Raw genomic sequence first — 16,817 nt, 5'->3', positions numbered from 1 at the left:
CCATGCGCTTCCTGCTCGCCCTCCTCGCATCGCTCCTGATCGCCGCGCCGGCCTCGGCCGACCGGATCAAGGACCTTGGCGGGTTCCAGGGTATCCGTTCGAACCAGCTGACCGGCTACGGCATCGTCGTCGGCCTGCCAGGCACGGGCGACGACAACCTCGAATACACCGTGCAGTCGTTGAAGGCGGTCGCATCGCGCTTCGGTCTGCAACTGCCGCCGTCGGCGAACCCCGGCATGAAGAACGCGGCGGTGGTGATGATCACTGCCGAGCTGCCGCCGTTCGCCAAGCCTGGCCAGCGCCTCGACATCACCGTCGCGTCGATGGGCAAGGCCAAGTCGCTTCGCGGTGGCAGCCTGATCATGACGCCGCTGCTCGGTGCCGATAACCAGATCTACGCGATGGCGCAGGGCAATCTCGCGGTCGGCGGCCTCGGTGCAGAGGGCGCGGACGGGTCGAAGATCGTCGTCAACGTGCCCTCGACCGGGCGCATCCCCGAGGGCGCCACCGTCGAACGCGCGGTCGCGACCGGGTTCGACAGCGCGCCGACGCTGACCTTCAACCTCGCGCGTGCGGATTTTACGACCGCGCAAAACGTTGCGGGGGCGATCAATTCTAAGCTCGGCTTCGGCAGCGCGCAGGCGATCGATGCGGTCTCCGTCGCAGTTCGCGCGCCGATCGGCGCCGATATCCGCGCGACGCTGATGTCGACGATCGAGAATCTCGACGTCGTCTCCGCCGAGCCGTCCGCCAAGGTGATCGTCAACGCGCGCACCGGCACCGTGGTCATCAACTCGGCAGTCCGGGTCGGCCCGGCGGCGATCACGCACGGCAAGATGACGGTGCGGATCGACGAGAAGCCGCAGGTCAGCCAGCCCGCGCCGTTCAGCCAGGGCCAGACCGCGATCACCCCGAACAGCCGCGTCGCGGTCGAGGAGGAGCGTCGCCCGATGTTCCTGCTCGCGCCCGGTCCCAAGCTTGCCGACATCGTCAAGGCGGTGAACGCGATCGGCGCATCGCCGGCCGATCTGGTCGCGATCCTCGAGGCGCTGAAGGAAGCCGGCGCGCTCAAGGCCGAGTTGATCGTCCTGTGAGCCCGCTCACCGCACCCCTCTCGCCGACGGCCGCTTCGGCGACCGGCATCTCGACCGACACCAGCCGCCTCAAGTCGAAGGACAATCTCGACAAGGCCGGCAAGCAGTTCGAGGCGGTCTTCACCGGCATGATGCTGAAGAGCATGCGCCAGGCGAAACTTGCCGACCCGCTGTTCGATTCGAAGGCGATCGATACCTTCACCGACATGCAGGACGGGCTGGTCGCCAAATCGATGGCCGAGCATACGCCGCTCGGCATCGGCAAGGCGATGACCGATTTTCTGAGCAAATCGCAATCCGATCTTAACCAGACTGCGGCAGACTCACCGCCATGAGCGATCTCCTCTCGATCGGCGCCTCGGGCGTTCGCGCCTACCAGACCGCGTTGTCGACGGTGTCGGAGAACATCGCGAACACCGGAACGGTCGGCTATACCCGGCGCACGACGACGCTGGCCGAGGTCTCCTCGGTCAATGGCGGGATCAACGCGCGCAACTCGGCGACCGGCAGCGGCGTGATCGTCGTCGGCGTCGGTCGCAGCGCCAACGCGTATCGATCGCAGGCGGTTCGCTCGGCGGGCACCGATCTCGGCAAGACCGAGACCAGCGTCGCCTGGATGAGCCGGATCGAATCGTCGCTCGGCGACAACAAGCTCGGCGATCGCCTCACCAGTTTCTTCAGTTCGGCGCAGACCCTGTCGGCCGACCCGACCTCCGTACCGGCGCGCGCGGTCATGCTCGAAGCGGCGAAGACTGCTGCCCAGGCCTTTGCCGCGACCGGCAAGGCACTCGATACCGCCGCGACCGAACTCGATTCGTCCGCGTCGCAGGCGGTCCAGTCGCTCAACTCGCTCGGTACCGCGCTTGCCAAGGTCAATGACGGGCTCGCGCGGACGCCGCCGGGATCGTCGAGCGCGGCGCAGCTCGCCGACCAGCGCGATCAGTTGCTCGACCAGATGAGCACGCTGACCGACGTCAGCACCGCGTTCGACGATCTCGGGCGCGCGACGGTTCGGCTCGGTGGCACCAGCGGCACGGTGTTCGTCGTCGGCAACCAGAGCGGACAGGCGTCGTTCGCGCGCAACGACGAAGGCGCGGTGCAGTTCGCGGTCACGCGCGACGGTGTCACGACCGACCTGTCACCGACGGGTGGCGCGCTCGCCGGAATGGCCGAGGGCGCGCAGCGTATCGCCGCGGCGCGCGAATCGCTCAACGGCATCGCCAGCGACTTCACCAAGCAGGTCAACCTGGTCCAGGCGCAAGGCCTCGATCTCAGCGGTAAACCGGGCGCCGCTCTGTTCGAGACCGGGACCAATCCCACCGATATCACCGTCTCGCTGACCGATCCGCGCGGGATCGCCGCGGCCGGCGCGACCGGCGGCGTGCGCGATGCGTCCAACCTCGCCGCCTTGCAGGCGCTTCGGACCAGCGGCGGGTTCGAAACGCGGACCACCACGCTGATCGCCGGCAACGCCGCCGCGCTCGAACAGCGCAAGACGGTTGCCGATGCGCAAGGTGCGATCCGCGACGGCGCGGTCGCGTCGCTTGCCTCTTCGTCGGGTGTCGACCTGGATAGCGAGGCGGTTGACCTGCTGCGCTTCCAGCAGGCCTATCAGGCGTCGAGCCGCGTGATCCAGACCGCGCGCGACACGTTCCAGACCATCCTCGATCTACGGTAACGCTCATGCAGATCGCCACCAGCCTCTTCTACGATCGTGCCGCGAGCACGATGGCCTCGCTCACCGGCAAGGCGGATGCGCTCCAGACGCAGATTTCGACGACCAAGCGGTTCTCCGCGCCGTCGCAGGACAGCGTCGCGTATCAGCGGTTGGCCGGGCTCGCGCGCGATACCGCGAACGACAAGGCGTATGCCGCGAACCTCGATACCGCCGCATCGGTGCTGACGCAGGCCGATACCAGCCTGACCGCGATCACCGATCAGTTGCAGAGCGCGGCGGAGCTCACGACGCAGGCGCTGAACGGCACGCTCAACCCGGCGAACCGCAAGGCGATCGGGGTCCAGCTCGCCGGTATCGTCGCGACGCTCGCCAATCTCGCCAATGCCAAGGACGCCCGCGGCCAGGCGTTGTTCGGTGGCGCCGATGGAGCGCCTGCGGTCGCCACCAATGGCACCTACGCGCTCGCCGGAAAGCCCGTATCGGGTATCCCGATCGGTGACGGCCAGAGCATCCAGGCGAACGAAACCGCCGCACGCATCTTCACCGTCGGCGGCAAAGCCAACGCCGAAGGCGGCATCGATGGCGGTATCAATACCCTGGAAATGCTCTCCGCCATCGCGACCGCGCTGCAATCTGACGATTACACGCCGGGCGCGCTCGATACCTCGCTGAAAGACATCAGTGCGGCATCGGATCAGGTGTCGATGGTCCAGTCGTCGCTTGGCGCTCGGGCGGCGCGAGTCGATCTTGAGGCGGCGCGGTTGAAGGATACCGGCGTGGACCGCGAAGAGACTCGCTCGGCGCTCGAGGACACCGATATCCCGACGGCGGTGGTCGAGTTGCAGAAGACGATGACGATCCTGTCGGCGACGCAGGCCAGCTTCTCGAAGCTCTCGGCGCTGTCGCTCTTCGATTATCTTCGCTGACCGTTTTTAATTGCGCAGGCGCGCATCTGGTAACCGGTTGGCTACCAAATCCGGTTAATTCTCTGGCGACGTAAGTGCCGCTGTCGGCCCTGGGGGAATTTCGAACACCATGTTTCCGGTCATCGGCATCGTCGTCCTGCTCGTCATGGTGTTCGGCGGATTCGCCTTCACCGGCGGCGCGCTCGGCCCCGTCATGGAGGCTATCCCGCACGAGATGCTGATCATCGGTGGTGCCGCTGCCGGCGCGCTGATCATCGGCAATTCGGGCAAGGAGCTGAAAGGTCTCGGCGCCGGCCTGGGCAAGGTCTTCAAGGGGCCGAAGTACAAGAAGCAGGATTATCTCGACGTCATCTTCCTCGTCAGCAAGCTGATGAAGATGCTGCGGATGGACGGGCCGATCGCGCTCGAGCCGCATGTCGAGGATCCGCAGTCGTCCGCCGTGTTCGCCGAATACCCGAAGCTCCTGAAGGACAAGGCGCTCATCAACCTGATCGCCGATACGCTGCGCCTGGTCGTGGTGTCGTCGGGTACGCTCGACGTGCATGCGGTCGAAGAGGTCATGGATCACTCGATCAAGACGCATCATCATGAGGAAGAGGCGGCGCACGGCACGCTCGCCAGTCTCGCCGACGCATTGCCCGCGCTCGGCATCGTCGCGGCGGTGCTCGGCGTGGTGAAGACGATGGGCTCGATCGACAAGCCTCCATCGATCCTGGGCGCGATGATCGGCTCGGCGCTGGTCGGCACGTTCATGGGCGTGCTGCTCGCCTACGGCATCGTCGCGCCGCTCGCGAACCGGCTGAAGCAGGTGCTCGATGCCGACGCGTCGATCTACGATGTGGTGAAGCAGATCATCATCGCCTCGCTGCACGGTCATCCGCAGCCGCTGGTGATCGAGGCCGCGCGCTCGGGCATCGCGCACAAGAACCAGCCGGGCTTCGCCGAAGTCTTCGACGGGCTTCGTGGCAAGTAAGATGGGAGGCAAGTAACGTCATGGCCGCGCGCGCGCCCCACGGTACGAACCAGCCCCCCAAGGTCATCGTCAAGAAGATCTATATCGAGGGGCATGGCGGCCATCACGGCGGCGCGTGGAAAGTCGCGTACGCCGATTTCGTGACTGCGATGATGGCGTTCTTCCTGCTGTTGTGGATCGTCGGCGCGACCAACGAGAAGCAGCGCAAGGGGATCGCCGATTACTTCGCGCCGACCATCCTCAACACGCGCTCGCTGGGCATTGGCGGCGGTGGGCTGTTCGGCGGCGAATCGATCCTAGACAAGTCGCGTCTCGGGCCGAAACCGGGCCAGACCAGCATGGCGCAGCTTGCGATTCCCGACGCCGGCCTCGGCGGTCCTTCCGCCGGTACCGGAGACAAGGGCTCGCTGAAAAGCCGCGACGCGCTGACCAAGGAAGATCGCAAGAATTTCGAGGCGATGCGCAAGCGCGTGCTCGCCCAGATGTCGAGCAACACCAAGCTGTCGCGGCTCACCAGCCATGTTCGCTTCGTACCGACACAGGATGGCATGCGGATCGATCTGGTCGACGATGCGGATTATTCGATGTTTGCGCTCGGTACCACCGCGCTCGATCCCGAAGCGTCGGTGCTGATTGGGATGATCGCAGGCTCCGTCCAGGGCCTGCAGAACCCGATCATGATCCGCGGCCATACCGACAGCGTGCCGTATGGCGATCCGCGCGCGATGAACAACTGGATGCTGTCGTCGGGTCGCGCCGAGGCTACGCGGCGGCGCCTGCTGGCGGGTGGAACGCCGGAAGCACGGTTCGAACGCATCGAGGGGGTTGCCGACCGCGAACCGCTGATCGTCAAGAACGCCGCGGACCCGCGCAACCGACGCGTGGCGATCACCTTGCTCTATCGGCGCGGTACATTCGGAAAATAGCGGGCCACCGTAGGCTCCTCTGCACGACAAAAAAAAGGACCGGTGCCGCGAGGCGCCGGTCCTTTTTCATACGCGAACTGCAACCGCTTACTCGGCGGCGGCAGTCTCCGTCTTGCGCTTGCGCGGGGTGGGCGCAGCAGCGTCGGTCTTGAGCGGACCGGGCTTGCGGCCGAGGCCGATCTTCTTCGCCATCGCGCGACGGCTTTCCGAGTAGTTCTCGGCGACCATCGGATAGTCGGGCTTCAGGCCATAGCGTTCGCGGTACTCGGCGGGCGTCATGCCGTGCGTCGCGAGATGACGACGCAAGGTCTTGTACGACTTGCCATCGATCATCGAGATGATGTGATCTTTCGACGCCAGCGATTTGCGCGCCGTCACCGCAGGCGTGTATTCGGTAGCCGCTTCGACCGGTGCAGCTTCGGTCGAACTGCCCAGCAACGCAGCAACCGTCTCGTGCATCTTGCCCAAGAAGGCGGGGACATCGTCAGCCGAACTCCGCGTGTTGGGGTTGCCAAGCCAAGCAATCGTCAGCTCGGTCGCGAGTTCTACGGCGTTCAGGTCAGTGGTATCTTCGGCCATGTTGCACTCCATTGTTTGTGAGCGCCGTAACGGCGCGCAACATCGTGTTCAACAGCAGAGCGATGGAATCCGTATAATAAATTGTAAAAATGGACATTGGAAGGTGCGATGTAGGCAAATGGGTTCATTTTGATTGCTTTACATCAAGCTGGGCATGCTCGTTCGCCAAGGCTGCAACGCGGCGAGGAAATCTGCGATAGCAACGGACCGTCGACCGCCTAGCGGGACGAGAAGCGCATACCATCAAGGCGGGTGGCAACCCGACCGTTCGTGCCAAGCCACCGAACCCTGGTTATCCATTCCGTCAGCCGCGCCATCGTCGGTCGGTTAGGATCAGCCAATCGAGACCGCGATTCCGTAAGTATCGAAACCGGCGGTTTATCCGTGGAGCACCGCCACCCGCACGATATGATTTGATCCTTGCTGGCGTGTGGAAGTTTCAGCCGAGCGCCTTGTCGAGCAGTTTGGCCAACCGAATACCCCCGCGGCGAACCTCTTCGCGCGACACCGGCACCATCTTGGCGATCGTCGCATCGTCCATCTTCACACGTGCCGGAACCGTACCGCACGCGTCGCCGCCAAGTGCCGCCGCATACGCCTCATGTGCGGCTTCCCAGGACTCCCGGCTCCAGTCGGTGACCGTCCCCGCGCCGATCTTCGCGCGCTCGGCCGCCGGATAGCGCCGCACCAGCGACGGCGGCGTCGAGATCGCGCGCTCCGCCAGCGGGCCATCCCAGATCGAGTGCAGGTTGAACCGCGCGGGGCCGTAGATGCCGTAGTCCGCCTTCACGTCGTTGCCACCCTTGTCGTGACGGTCGCCCGCATGAAGCGGCTGGTGGAGATCGCCGACGAAGTGGATCAGGAACGCGAGCGCAACGACGCGATCGCGGGGCAGAGTCGACTTGTCGCGGAGCATCTTCACGTCGCGGTCGATCTGGTACGAGACGCAGTCGCCTTCCTTGCACGCCGGCGTCAGGTCGAACGGCGCGCAGATATCGACGTTCTGGTAATGCCAGCTGTACGCGAAACCGAAGCGCGTAGATCCGTCGTTCAGCTTCAGCGGCTTGATGCAGTCCGCCCAGACGCTGGCCTCCTCGATCGTGCCCGCGGGGCAGGTCGGGGTATCCAGCAATGCCTGTTGCGCGAGCAGTTTCCGGATCGCCGCCTTGGTCTTCGGCGTGACGTTGGCATAGGCGATCTGCGCAACGGTCTGGTGGCCGTACTCCCAGAACGCGGTGGCGGGGGAGGCGAGGCCGAGCGAGGCAATCGCGGCGAGGAGAAAGCGCTTCATGCCGGCTCGTTAGCGTAGATCGCGACCGTCCGGCTACCCTCGGACGACGCACGTCCGCGGTACATGCCGACGGTGTTGAAACCCCACGCCATGTCGCCGTCCGGTCCCGCGACGATCACGCCGCCGGTGCCGCCGAGCGCCTTTACTTCGGCGAGCACCGCGTCGGCGGCGATCTGGAGCGACTCGCCAGACAGACGGACGCGCGCGGCGATCTCGTGGCCGACGCCGACGCGGAGGAAGAACTCGCCCGAGCCGGTGCACGATACCGCGCAGGCGCGATCGTCGGCGAAGGTGCCCGCGCCGATCACCGGCGTGTCGCCGATCCGGCCCCAGCGCTTGCCGGTGACGCCGCCGGTCGAGGTGGCGGCGGCGACATGGCCGTGCGTGTCGCAGGCGACCGCGCCGACCGTGCCGTATTTCATGTCGACGTCGAACCCGCCGCCATCGGCCTGGAACTCGGCGAACTGACGGCGGCGTTCGTCGGTGGCGAACCACGCGGCATCCGCCTGGGGAAGGTCGCGTTCGAGCGAGAACGCATCCGCGCCCTTTCCGGCGAGGAAGACGTGGCGGCCATCGTCGAGAATCGCGCGGGCGAGGCCGACGGGGTTGCGCGTGGCGGTCGCTGCGGCGACTGCCCCCGCCGCCCGCGTGCGCCCGTCCATGATTGCGGCGTCGAGCTCCAGCGTGCCGTCGTGCGTGAAGACCGCGCCGCGCCCCGAATTGAAGTGCGGGTCGTCCTCCAGCACGCGCACCGCCGCCTCGACCGCGTCGAGCGCGCTACCGCCGTCCGCCAGCACCTTCGACCCAATGTCGAGCGCGCGCGACAGGCCGGCTCGCGCGCCCGCATCCTGCTCGGGCGAGACCATCTCGCTGTCGAGTTTGCCGGCGCCGCCGTGGATGACGAGGGTCCAGGTCATGCTGAATCTTTCGAGGGTAGGGCGCGAAGGCCGATGAGGGGACGGAGCGGCGCGATGCTGCGGCCGATCCAGTAGAAGGCGATGCAGCCGATCGTCGTCGCGGCGAGCAGGCACGCGAACTCCGCCCAGCCCGGCAGGCCGGCGGGGAGCAGCGCGTACATCACGAGAACGATGATCGTCTGGTGGATCAGGTAGAACGGGAATACCGCCTCGGTCAGCGTGCGGCGCCAGCGATGGTCGCGGTTCCAGTGGCGCTCGGCGATCCCGATCAGCGCGACGATCGCCCCCCATTGCTCGAGTGCGTGGGCGACGCCGTAGCCGGGGTAGATCCAGCGCGGCGCGACGATGTCCCCCGGCCATTCGAGCTCGACGCCGATGATCGCGCCATAGCCGAGCACCGCGGCGACGGCACCGACCTTCCACCAGCGCGCGATCGCCGCCATTGCGGGCTCGGAACGGGCTAGGCCGAAGCCGAACAGGAACGCGGGGAAATAGGTGACGTGCGCGACCCAGTCGCCGAACAGGGCTTGCGATTCCGCGGCCATCTGGAACCACCAGGCGTGGACGAACACGAGCCATGCGACGGGGAGGACGAGCACCGCCCAGCTGCCGAAGACCCAGTCGAACGCGCGTTGCAGCCAGTCGCCGCGGACGACGACCAGCCCGAGCGTCAAGACAGTCGTGTATACCCAGAGGTAGACGACGAACCAGAGGTGGTTCCAGGTCGGGAGCGACAGCCCGGCGAGCTTGCCGAAGCGGAAATAATCATGGGTCCAGAACGTCAGATAGCTGCCGGCATAGGCGTGCTTGGTGACCAGCTCGACCCAGGGTTGCGGCGGGACGATCACCGCCATGCCGAACAGCAGCGGCACCAGCAGGCGGTAGCAACGATTGGCGAAGAATCCGCCTGTGCCGCTCGACCGGTTGAGCAGCGCGCGGCTCGCATAGCCCGAGACGACGAACAGCAGCGTCAGCCGCCACGCGTTGCTCGCCAGCATCGGCAGCCGCACCCAGTCCTCGACATGGAGCGACTTCACATGGAAGTTCCACGGCACGAAGACCATGCCGATATGGTAGAGGATCAGCAGCGCGAACGCACCGATCCGCAGCCAGTCCATGCCATAATGCCGCGTCATCGCGCGGCCCTACGGGGCGGGGGCCGGTGCCGCAAGCGTCGGCCGGCTAAGGCGTTCCCCGCGCCGGTTCACGCCTTCATGCGCGGCGTGCCCATGAAGTCGCGCTTGCCGATCGGTACGCCCTGCGCGCGCAGGATCGCGTAGGCGGTGCTGGCGTGGAAATAGAAGTTGGGCTGCGAGAACGAGAGCAGGAAGTTCGCGCCGGTGAACGGCATGACGAACGTGCCGAACGCAAACGTCGTGTCGTTGTCGGCGAGCGCGTCGAAAGTGTCCCGGTCGATCGCTTCCAACGTGGCGATCGCGTCGCGCATCACGGTGTGGAGACCCGCGAAATCGGTCGGCCAGGCCGAACGGTCGGGCGCGAAGGTGCCGCCGCGGACGCCTTCGATCCCGCCGACCGAATGCGTCGCACACGCCTTCACCTGATAGCCGAACGGCAGCATGTCGTCGGCAAGCTTCGCGTCGATCAACGTCGCGGGTTCGATACCCTTTTCCACAGCGAATGCTTCCGCCTTGTCAAGCAGCGCGTCGACCGCGCGGAGAATCTGGAGGTTCGAGGGGATCGTCGCATCGTACAGGGACAGGGTCATCGCGTTCGCTCCAAAGGCCGTGCGCCGCTATGGCCGACGATCGCTACTCCGGCCAGCGATGTTCCGTTCCAGCGCGCAAGTCGCTATACAGGCCTCGAACTCCCGAGGAATCCCCATGTCCCTTCGTCCCTGGCGCGATATCACCCGCCGCAAGAGCCGCCAGATCATGGTCGGCAACGTCCCCGTCGGCGGCGATGCGCCGGTCACGGTGCAGACGATGACCAACACCCCGACCGACGACGTGCGCGCGACGGTCGACCAGATCCGGCGCTGCGAAGACGCGGGCGTCGACATCATCCGCGTGAGCTGCCCCGACGTCGAATCGACCGCGGCGCTCAAGCAGATCGTCCGCGCCAGCCGTGTGCCGATCGTCGCGGACATCCATTTCCACTACAAGCGCGCACTCGAAGCCGCCGATGCGGGCGCGGCGTGCCTGCGGATCAATCCGGGCAATATCGGCTCGGCGGCGCGCGTGAAGGAGGTCGTCGATGCGGCCAAGTCCAATGGCTGCGCGATTCGGATCGGCGTCAACGGCGGCTCGCTCGAGCGGCATCTGCTCGAGAAATACGGCGAGCCTTGCCCCGATGCGCTGGTCGAGTCGGCGCTCGATCATATCAAGCTGTTGCAGGACCACGACTTTCACGAATTCAAGGTCGCGGTGAAGGCGTCTGATCTGTTCCTCGCGGTGGCGGCGTATCAGCAGCTCGCCGAACAGGTCGATTGCCCGCTGCATCTCGGCATCACCGAGGCGGGCGGGTTCGTCGGCGGCACGGTCAAGTCCGCGATCGGGATGGGGAGTTTGCTCTGGTACGGGATCGGCGACACGATCCGCGTCTCGCTCTCCGCCGAGCCCGAGGAAGAAGTCCGCGTCGGCTTCGAGATCCTCAAGGCGCTCGGCATCCGCAACCGCGGCGTCCGCGTCGTGTCGTGCCCGTCGTGCGCGCGCCAGGGGTTCGACGTGATCCGCACCGTGCAGGCGCTGGAGGAACGGTTGCAGCACATCCGCACGCCGATGTCGTTGTCGGTGCTCGGCTGCGTCGTGAATGGCCCGGGCGAAGCGCGCGAGACCGATATCGGCATTACCGGCGGTGGCAACGGCAAGCATATGGTGTATCTCTCGGGCGTTACCGACCACCACGTCCAGGACGCCGACATGGTCGACCACATCGTCCGGCTGGTCGAGGCGAAGGCGGCCGAGATCGAGGCGGCGGACGAGGCGATGGCGGCGCTGGTGCCGGTGGCCGCCGAATAGGGGGTGTGGTAGGGTCACATCTCGCTGGAGGTGATCATGACCTATCACGCTAAAGTCGTCAGCGGGCAGATCGTCCTGCCTCCCGAACTGCGTCGCGATGCAGGGATCGAAGACGGCGACTCGCTGGTCATCGAGCTCAACCCGGACGGCGGGCTGACGATGAAGACCTACGCGCAGGTCGTCCGCGAGGTGCAGTCCGAATTCCGATCGATGGCAAAGCCTGCCGATCGTAATCTGGTCGATGAGCTATTGGCGGAACGTCGCGCCGATGCGGTCCGCGAGAACACCGAGATCGAGGACTGGCGGACGCGGCATACCGCGTGACCGTCGTTTTCGACCCGTCCACCCTGTTGGCGATTCTGAAGAACGAGACCGGTGCCGATGTCGTGATCGAGCATGCGCGCGGCGCAATGCTGTCGAGCGTCAATCTGGTCGAGGTCCGCAGCAAATTGTTCGAGATCGTGTCCGACGTCGATGCGGTGATCGCGAACCTCGATCGTCTCGAGATCGTGATCATGCCCTTCACCACAACGCAGGCGAAGATTGCCGCGGATCTGTGGCCTGTCGTCAAAGGCAGGAACGTGTCGATTGCCGACCGGGTCTGCCTGGCCTTGGCGATCGATCAGGCCGCGACCTTGTGGACTGCGGACAAGGATTGGGTGACGCTCGGTCTTGATCTGGATATCCGCCTGTTCCGATGACTTCTCGCATCGTGTCACCCGCTTTGGCCTTCGCGATCGCCGCGCTCGGCATCGGCCTGTTCTCCATGATGGATGCGGTGATGAAGTCGCTGGTCCTGGCGATCGGCGTCTATAACGCGCTGCTTTGGCGGCAGATGATCAGCGTCGGGCTCGGTGCGGTCGCGTGGAAGCTCGGGAACAGCGGGCGGCCGAGCGGGCGGGCGCTCAAGCTGCATCTGGCGCGCGGATTGGTGACGACGGTGATGGGGGTGCTGTTCTTCTGGGGGCTTGCACGCGTCCCGATGGCGCAGGCGATCTCGCTGACCTACATCGCGCCGATCCTCGCGCTGCTGCTTGGCGCGGTGACGCTGGGCGAGCGAGTCGGGCTGAAAACTGCGTTTGCGTCGATCGCCGCGCTCGGTGGCGTGGTGGTCGTGATGATCGGGCAGGGGCGCGAGGTGCCTGGACCCGAGACGTTCCATGGCACGCTCGCGATCCTCGGCTCGGCGGTACTGTATGCGGTCAACCTGGTGATCGCGCGGCTGCAGAGCCAGGCGGCGCGGCCGGGGGAGATCGCGTTCTTCCAGGCGCTCGTCATCACCGCGACGCTGGCGCTCGCCGCGCCTTGGCTCGCGGTGGTGCCCGAAGCGGTGCAGTGGCCCAAGCTCATACTCGCCGCCGGGCTCGCAACCGCGTCGTTGTGGCTGCTCGGCTGGGCCTATGCGCACGGCGATACCGGGTTCCTGGCGACCACCGAATACACGTCGTTCGTCTATGCCGCGGGCTTGGGTTTCCTGGTGTTCGGCGAGCGGGTATCGGCGTTCACGCTAGCGGGCGCGGCGATCATCGTCGTCGCGTGTTTGTACGCGGCGCGGCGGCGTGACATCGCGCAGACATCGATCGAGGCTAGTGCATGACCGTCATCCGTTCCGCCACCGCTGCCGATGTCGGCACGATCCTGCGCTTCGTCCGCGAACTCGCCGCGTTCGAGCGCGAGCCGGATGCCGTCGAGGCAACCGAGCCGATGCTGATGCAGGCGTTGTTCGGCGAGCGACCTGCCGCGGAAGCCTTGATCGCGGAGACCGCGGACGGTCCGCTCGGGTTCGCGCTGTTCTTCCACAATTTCTCGACCTGGACCGGCAAGCGCGGGCTGTATCTCGAGGATCTGTACGTCACACCGGATGCGCGCGGGCAGGGGGTGGGCGGTGCGCTGCTGGTGCATCTGGCCGGCGTGGCGCTCGATCGCGGCTGCGCGCGGTTCGAATGGTCGGTGCTCGACTGGAATGCCGATGCGATCGCGTTCTATCGGAAGGTCGGCGCGGTCGGGATGGAGGACTGGACGATCCAGCGGATGTCCGGGGATGCGTTGGTCAGGCTGGCGGGGCGGTAAAGGGCACGACCTGAGCGTGCCCTCACCCTTCCCACGGCGAGTGCCGCGGGCCCCTCTCCTGGCGGGGAGAGGGGAGTAGGTCTTACCGACCCGGAACGTCGTGGTCGTGTGGCTCTTCGCCGGCCTTCTTGGCTTCGTCGTAGCGCGCGATCGCCTCGATCGTGATGCGCTTGGCTTCCTCGGCGTCGCCCCACTTGCCGACGCGGACCCACTTCTTCTTCTCAAGGTCCTTATAGTGCGTGAAGAAATGCTCGATCTGCTCGAACACGATCTCGGGCACATCGGCACGGCCGCCGACGTTCGAGTAGTACGGGAATACCGAATCGACGGGGACGCAGACCAGCTTCTCGTCGCCGCCGGCTTCGTCTTCCAGGTTCAGCACCGCGATCGGCCGCGCGCGGACGACGCAGCCCGGAATGAACGGTGAGCGCGCGATCACCAGCGCGTCGAGCGGATCGCCATCGGGGCTGAGCGTGTGCGGCACGAAGCCGTAGTTCGCGGGATAGCGCATCGGCGTGTGCAGGATGCGATCGACGAACAGCGCGCCCGACGCCTTGTCGAACTCGTACTTCACGGGCTCGCCGCCGGTCGGCACTTCGATGATGACGTTCAGGTCTTCCGGCGGGTTCTTGCCGGTCGGGATGAGATCGATACGCATGGCGGTCCTTTCGAATATGACGGTGCCGGCGCTCCTCGTGTGGGGAGCGGCCGGCACCGGTAGATTTCAAAGGCTCAACGCGGCGTCAGCAGCTTGTCGAGCCCGCCTTCACCTGTACCCACCTTCTGCAAGCGCGGATAGCGCGGCCCGTCATGGTAATCGAGCGTGATATCCCGGAAACGGTCGTTGTTCTTGACCGTGAGGCGGATCGGCAGCTTCGTACCCTTCGCTGCGAGGATCGCCGCCTTGATCCGATCCGACGAATAGGCCTCCGCGTTGACAGCCTCGATCTCGGTGCCGACGTCGAGGCCGGCCTTGAACGCGGGGCTGTCCCAGATCGACGAGGTGACGACGCCCTCCTTGTTGATCACCATGCCCAGCGAATAGCTGACATCGGTGCCACGGGTCTTCTCGGCCTGCTTCAGATACGGGCTCTGCTCGGGGCCATAGACCAGCTTGTAGCCGTTCATCGCGAAGCCGTTGATCGGCGCGGGCTTGCCTGTCTCGGTCAGGCGCGTGTTGAGGAACGTCGCCCAGTCATAGGGGACGATCCCGTTCAGCGTCTTCGCGACGTCGGCGAAGGTGTAGGTCAGCTCGCCGTAATCGCCATCGCGGACGCCGAAAAAGGCCTTGGCGAAATCGTCGATCGACTTGGTCCCGCCGGACTTCTGGCGGAGCATCGCGTCGACCTCCATCCAGACCATCAGGCCCTCGTTGTAGTAATCCTCCGAGCGCTGCCAGCTGGTCCAGCCCTTCGGCTTGCGGGCCGAGATCACCGGATCGTTGGTCGTATCGATCAGCGGACGCCACTGGCGGCCCGGCGCGGTATCGTAGTTGCCGAGGATCGAGGCGTAACCGTCGAGCGTGTCCTGCTTGCTGACCAGCCCCGAGCGCGCCTGGAGCACATAGCCCCAGAACTGCGTCTGGCCTTCGTAGACCCACAGCAGCGAATCGCGCATCGGCGTGCGGAAGTCCGGCGTCCACAGGTCGGCGCCGCGGCGGAACTTGCCGTCCCAGCTGTGCGTGAACTCGTGCGGCAGCAGGTTGCGCGCGGCGGCGCCGGTTTCCCATTCGGTGAAATAGCCGGGGCGGACGCCGTTCTCGGAACTGCGATGATGCTCCAGCCCGATCCCGCCGAGCTGGTCGGTGATCGACAGCAGGAATTCGTAATGATCGTAGTGCTGCGCGCCGAACGTCTTGGCGGCTTGGTCGACGAGGCGCTTGTGCGCGTCGATCTGCTCGGGCTTGGCGGCGAGCTGGTCGGGGCTGTCGGCAAAGACGTTGAGATCGACGCGGGGGGAGAGCGGCCAGACCTTGCCGTACTTGCCCGCGAGCGTCGGCGAATCGACGAGGATCTCGTAGTTGGTCGTGTCGTAGCTGTAGGTCGATCCCGAGACCTTCGCCGGTACCGCACCCGCGGCGGTCCAGCCTGCCGGATAGGTCGCGGTCATCTTGATCGGGATCTGGCGCGTGAAATAGCCCGCAGGGTACAGGCTGACGAGGTTCGGCTGGAGGCTGATCATCGTCGGCGTCATGACGATGCGGCCCTGATCGCCCTTGGTCGCGGAGATGAACTGGAACTCGGCGACCAGCGTCTTGGCGCCGGTCGGCACGTCGATGTGGAACGCGAAGACGTCGACCGGATCGCGCGTCCAGGGGACGATCTTGCCATTCGCGCGGATCACGAGGCCGGCGAGCTTCTCGATCTCGCCGCGTGGGGAATGCGCGCCGGGCAGCCACTTCGGGTAGAGCAGCGCCATCGGGCCGGACTTGGCGACCGGGATCGTCTGCTTCACGCGGAAAATGCCGCGCTCGGTATCGGTCGCATCGACGTCGAGCAGCAGCGTGCCGGGATAGGGCGTGTCGACCGCGTCGGGAATGGTGTCGACGAACGGCACCGGCTGGGGTGCGGTGTTGCCTGCTGGAACCTGCGCTACCGCAGGAATAGCGGACGCGAGCAGGGATGCGACGATAAGCTTGCGGATCAAGGAAGGGCCTTCCGGCTAAGAGACGATGACCCGAGGTGTAATCGCGATAAAGGGCAGCCGTCCAGTCCTTTACCCGGTACCCTCAGCCAGCACTCCCGAGCACATTGATCGTGAACGCCAGCACGCCGATGTTGAACACAAACGCCGCCATGCACTGGCCGAGCGCGGCTTTGCGAACCCGGCGCGAGGTGATCTCGACGTCGGAGGTCTGGAACGTCATCCCCAGCGTGAAGGCGAAATAGGCGAAATCCCAGTAATCGGGTTCGTCGCAGCTCGGGAAGTCGAGCCCTTTGGCGTCCTTGCCGTCCGGATCGTCGACGTAATAGAGATGCGCATAGTGCAGCGTGTAGATCATGTTCGAGAACAGCCACGCGAGCGCCAGCGTCGAGATCGTCAGCGCGATGCCAACCGCGTCGTTCTTGCCCTGCAATTCCTTCGCCACTGCGACCAGGATGACCAGCATGATCGTGCCGCTGAACCCGAGCAGCACCGCGCGGTTGGCGTCGTTCTCTTCCGCCGCGCGACGCATCCGCTCGGCGCTGGCGTTGCGGAACAGCGTCGAGACCGCGATCAGGAACACGACCGCGGCGACGTCGAACGCGGCCATCGTGCCACGCCCGAGCCCGAAGCGCGGGATCAGCGTGGCCAGCCCGATCGCGAAGACCAGCACGAACAGGATGAAGCGCGGCGGGGCAACGCGTTGGCCGAGGCCCCAATATCTGGGTTTGTCGTTCATGCC

The 16,817-nt window shown here is 65.7% G+C and carries 19 protein-coding genes; 11 read left to right on the top strand and 8 right to left on the bottom strand.

Going from position 1 to position 16,817, the window contains the following annotated elements:
* Positions 1-2 precede the first annotated feature (2 nt).
* The 6 genes from IFT67_RS10715 (at position 3) to IFT67_RS10690 (ending at position 5,597) form a co-directional block, all read left to right on the top strand.
* Positions 3-1,094: a flagellar basal body P-ring protein FlgI gene (locus IFT67_RS10715; protein ID WP_192238659.1), complete on the top strand. Its 1,092-nt coding sequence runs from the start codon at positions 3-5 to the stop codon at positions 1,092-1,094.
* Complete coding sequence (locus tag IFT67_RS10710; RefSeq protein ID WP_192238304.1) at positions 1,091-1,429, top strand: rod-binding protein; 339 nt, start codon at positions 1,091-1,093, stop codon at positions 1,427-1,429. The genes IFT67_RS10715 and IFT67_RS10710 overlap by 4 nt, the downstream gene beginning before the upstream one ends.
* Complete coding sequence (flgK, locus tag IFT67_RS10705; protein ID WP_192238303.1) at positions 1,426-2,772, top strand: flagellar hook-associated protein FlgK; 1,347 nt, start codon at positions 1,426-1,428, stop codon at positions 2,770-2,772. Before IFT67_RS10710 ends, flgK begins: the two co-directional genes overlap by 4 nt.
* Before the next feature lie 5 nt (positions 2,773-2,777).
* Positions 2,778-3,698, top strand: coding sequence for a flagellin N-terminal helical domain-containing protein (locus IFT67_RS10700; RefSeq protein ID WP_192238302.1), 921 nt, complete (start codon positions 2,778-2,780; stop codon positions 3,696-3,698).
* A 109-nt stretch (positions 3,699-3,807) separates the two neighbouring features.
* Complete coding sequence (motA, locus tag IFT67_RS10695) at positions 3,808-4,671, top strand: flagellar motor stator protein MotA (RefSeq protein WP_107963454.1); 864 nt, start codon at positions 3,808-3,810, stop codon at positions 4,669-4,671.
* Positions 4,672-4,691: 20 nt separating this feature from the next.
* Positions 4,692-5,597 carry a flagellar motor protein MotB gene (locus tag IFT67_RS10690; protein WP_192238301.1) on the top strand — a complete coding sequence of 302 codons (906 nt, stop codon included), beginning with the start codon at positions 4,692-4,694 and terminating at the stop codon, positions 5,595-5,597.
* A gap of 87 nt (positions 5,598-5,684) precedes the next feature.
* Here the strand turns inward: IFT67_RS10690 and IFT67_RS10685 are convergent, their stop codons facing one another.
* From IFT67_RS10685 to IFT67_RS10665, 5 genes are all read right to left on the bottom strand, one after another.
* Positions 5,685-6,176: a Ros/MucR family transcriptional regulator gene (locus IFT67_RS10685; RefSeq protein WP_107963542.1), complete on the bottom strand. Its 492-nt coding sequence runs from the start codon at positions 6,174-6,176 to the stop codon at positions 5,685-5,687.
* Positions 6,177-6,615: 439 nt separating this feature from the next.
* Complete coding sequence (locus tag IFT67_RS10680) at positions 6,616-7,467, bottom strand: S1/P1 nuclease (RefSeq protein ID WP_192238300.1); 852 nt, start codon at positions 7,465-7,467, stop codon at positions 6,616-6,618.
* Positions 7,464-8,384 carry an isoaspartyl peptidase/L-asparaginase family protein gene (locus IFT67_RS10675; protein ID WP_192238299.1) on the bottom strand — a complete coding sequence of 307 codons (921 nt, stop codon included), beginning with the start codon at positions 8,382-8,384 and terminating at the stop codon, positions 7,464-7,466. Before IFT67_RS10675 ends, IFT67_RS10680 begins: the two co-directional genes overlap by 4 nt.
* Positions 8,381-9,520 carry an acyltransferase family protein gene (locus IFT67_RS10670; RefSeq protein WP_192238298.1) on the bottom strand — a complete coding sequence of 380 codons (1,140 nt, stop codon included), beginning with the start codon at positions 9,518-9,520 and terminating at the stop codon, positions 8,381-8,383. The genes IFT67_RS10675 and IFT67_RS10670 overlap by 4 nt, the downstream gene beginning before the upstream one ends.
* A gap of 68 nt (positions 9,521-9,588) precedes the next feature.
* Positions 9,589-10,110, bottom strand: coding sequence for a DUF1993 domain-containing protein (locus IFT67_RS10665; protein WP_192238297.1), 522 nt, complete (start codon positions 10,108-10,110; stop codon positions 9,589-9,591).
* 115 nt (positions 10,111-10,225) lie between these two features.
* Between IFT67_RS10665 and ispG the strand changes: the two genes are divergently transcribed.
* The 5 genes from ispG to IFT67_RS10640 are packed head-to-tail and all read left to right on the top strand — an operon-like array spanning position 10,226 to position 13,432.
* Positions 10,226-11,362, top strand: coding sequence for a flavodoxin-dependent (E)-4-hydroxy-3-methylbut-2-enyl-diphosphate synthase (ispG, locus tag IFT67_RS10660; RefSeq protein WP_192238296.1), 1,137 nt, complete (start codon positions 10,226-10,228; stop codon positions 11,360-11,362).
* A 36-nt stretch (positions 11,363-11,398) separates the two neighbouring features.
* Complete coding sequence (locus IFT67_RS10655) at positions 11,399-11,686, top strand: AbrB/MazE/SpoVT family DNA-binding domain-containing protein (RefSeq protein ID WP_192238295.1); 288 nt, start codon at positions 11,399-11,401, stop codon at positions 11,684-11,686.
* On the top strand, positions 11,683-12,063 hold the full coding sequence (locus IFT67_RS10650; protein ID WP_192238294.1) for a PIN domain-containing protein: 381 nt from the start codon (positions 11,683-11,685) through the stop codon (positions 12,061-12,063). The genes IFT67_RS10655 and IFT67_RS10650 overlap by 4 nt, the downstream gene beginning before the upstream one ends.
* Positions 12,060-12,959 (top strand): DMT family transporter, encoded by a 900-nt coding sequence (locus IFT67_RS10645; RefSeq protein ID WP_192238293.1) that lies wholly within the window; start codon positions 12,060-12,062, stop codon positions 12,957-12,959. Before IFT67_RS10650 ends, IFT67_RS10645 begins: the two co-directional genes overlap by 4 nt.
* Positions 12,956-13,432 carry a GNAT family N-acetyltransferase gene (locus IFT67_RS10640; RefSeq protein WP_192238292.1) on the top strand — a complete coding sequence of 159 codons (477 nt, stop codon included), beginning with the start codon at positions 12,956-12,958 and terminating at the stop codon, positions 13,430-13,432. Before IFT67_RS10645 ends, IFT67_RS10640 begins: the two co-directional genes overlap by 4 nt.
* Positions 13,433-13,514: 82 nt before the next feature.
* Here the strand turns inward: IFT67_RS10640 and ppa are convergent, their stop codons facing one another.
* The 3 genes from ppa to IFT67_RS10625 all read right to left on the bottom strand — a co-directional run bounded on the left by ppa (position 13,515) and on the right by IFT67_RS10625 (position 16,814).
* Complete coding sequence (gene ppa / locus IFT67_RS10635; RefSeq protein ID WP_107963463.1) at positions 13,515-14,090, bottom strand: inorganic diphosphatase; 576 nt, start codon at positions 14,088-14,090, stop codon at positions 13,515-13,517.
* Between the two features lie 74 nt (positions 14,091-14,164).
* Positions 14,165-16,078, bottom strand: a complete 1,914-nt coding sequence (locus IFT67_RS10630; RefSeq protein ID WP_192238291.1) for a M61 family metallopeptidase — start codon at positions 16,076-16,078, stop codon at positions 14,165-14,167.
* 82 nt (positions 16,079-16,160) lie between these two features.
* On the bottom strand, positions 16,161-16,814 hold the full coding sequence (locus tag IFT67_RS10625; RefSeq protein WP_107963465.1) for a DUF1345 domain-containing protein: 654 nt from the start codon (positions 16,812-16,814) through the stop codon (positions 16,161-16,163).
* Between the last annotated feature and the right edge of the window lie 3 nt (positions 16,815-16,817).

It is taken from the genome of Sphingomonas sp. CFBP 13728 (genome assembly GCF_014841895.1).
Taxonomy (GTDB): domain Bacteria; phylum Pseudomonadota; class Alphaproteobacteria; order Sphingomonadales; family Sphingomonadaceae; genus Sphingomonas.
Note: the sequence above shows the minus strand (reverse complement) of the source record. Positions and strands in the feature narration are given on the sequence as shown.

What these genes read in the sequence shown, in the direction of transcription:
- ispG (WP_192238296.1), top strand. Translation starts at nt 10,226, where the DNA reads ATGTCCCTTCGTCCCTGGCGCGATATCACCCGCCGCAAGAGCCGCCAG.
- IFT67_RS10645 (WP_192238293.1), top strand. Translation starts at nt 12,060, where the DNA reads ATGACTTCTCGCATCGTGTCACCCGCTTTGGCCTTCGCGATCGCCGCG.
- IFT67_RS10700 (WP_192238302.1), top strand. Translation starts at nt 2,778, where the DNA reads ATGCAGATCGCCACCAGCCTCTTCTACGATCGTGCCGCGAGCACGATG.
- IFT67_RS10665 (WP_192238297.1), bottom strand. Translation starts at nt 10,110, where the DNA reads ATGACCCTGTCCCTGTACGATGCGACGATCCCCTCGAACCTCCAGATT.
- ppa (WP_107963463.1), bottom strand. Translation starts at nt 14,090, where the DNA reads ATGCGTATCGATCTCATCCCGACCGGCAAGAACCCGCCGGAAGACCTG.
- IFT67_RS10715 (WP_192238659.1), top strand. Translation starts at nt 3, where the DNA reads ATGCGCTTCCTGCTCGCCCTCCTCGCATCGCTCCTGATCGCCGCGCCG.
- IFT67_RS10640 (WP_192238292.1), top strand. Translation starts at nt 12,956, where the DNA reads ATGACCGTCATCCGTTCCGCCACCGCTGCCGATGTCGGCACGATCCTG.
- IFT67_RS10685 (WP_107963542.1), bottom strand. Translation starts at nt 6,176, where the DNA reads ATGGCCGAAGATACCACTGACCTGAACGCCGTAGAACTCGCGACCGAG.
- IFT67_RS10670 (WP_192238298.1), bottom strand. Translation starts at nt 9,520, where the DNA reads ATGACGCGGCATTATGGCATGGACTGGCTGCGGATCGGTGCGTTCGCG.
- IFT67_RS10655 (WP_192238295.1), top strand. Translation starts at nt 11,399, where the DNA reads ATGACCTATCACGCTAAAGTCGTCAGCGGGCAGATCGTCCTGCCTCCC.
- flgK (WP_192238303.1), top strand. Translation starts at nt 1,426, where the DNA reads ATGAGCGATCTCCTCTCGATCGGCGCCTCGGGCGTTCGCGCCTACCAG.
- IFT67_RS10690 (WP_192238301.1), top strand. Translation starts at nt 4,692, where the DNA reads ATGGCCGCGCGCGCGCCCCACGGTACGAACCAGCCCCCCAAGGTCATC.
- IFT67_RS10680 (WP_192238300.1), bottom strand. Translation starts at nt 7,467, where the DNA reads ATGAAGCGCTTTCTCCTCGCCGCGATTGCCTCGCTCGGCCTCGCCTCC.
- IFT67_RS10625 (WP_107963465.1), bottom strand. Translation starts at nt 16,814, where the DNA reads ATGAACGACAAACCCAGATATTGGGGCCTCGGCCAACGCGTTGCCCCG.
- motA (WP_107963454.1), top strand. Translation starts at nt 3,808, where the DNA reads ATGTTTCCGGTCATCGGCATCGTCGTCCTGCTCGTCATGGTGTTCGGC.
- IFT67_RS10675 (WP_192238299.1), bottom strand. Translation starts at nt 8,384, where the DNA reads ATGACCTGGACCCTCGTCATCCACGGCGGCGCCGGCAAACTCGACAGC.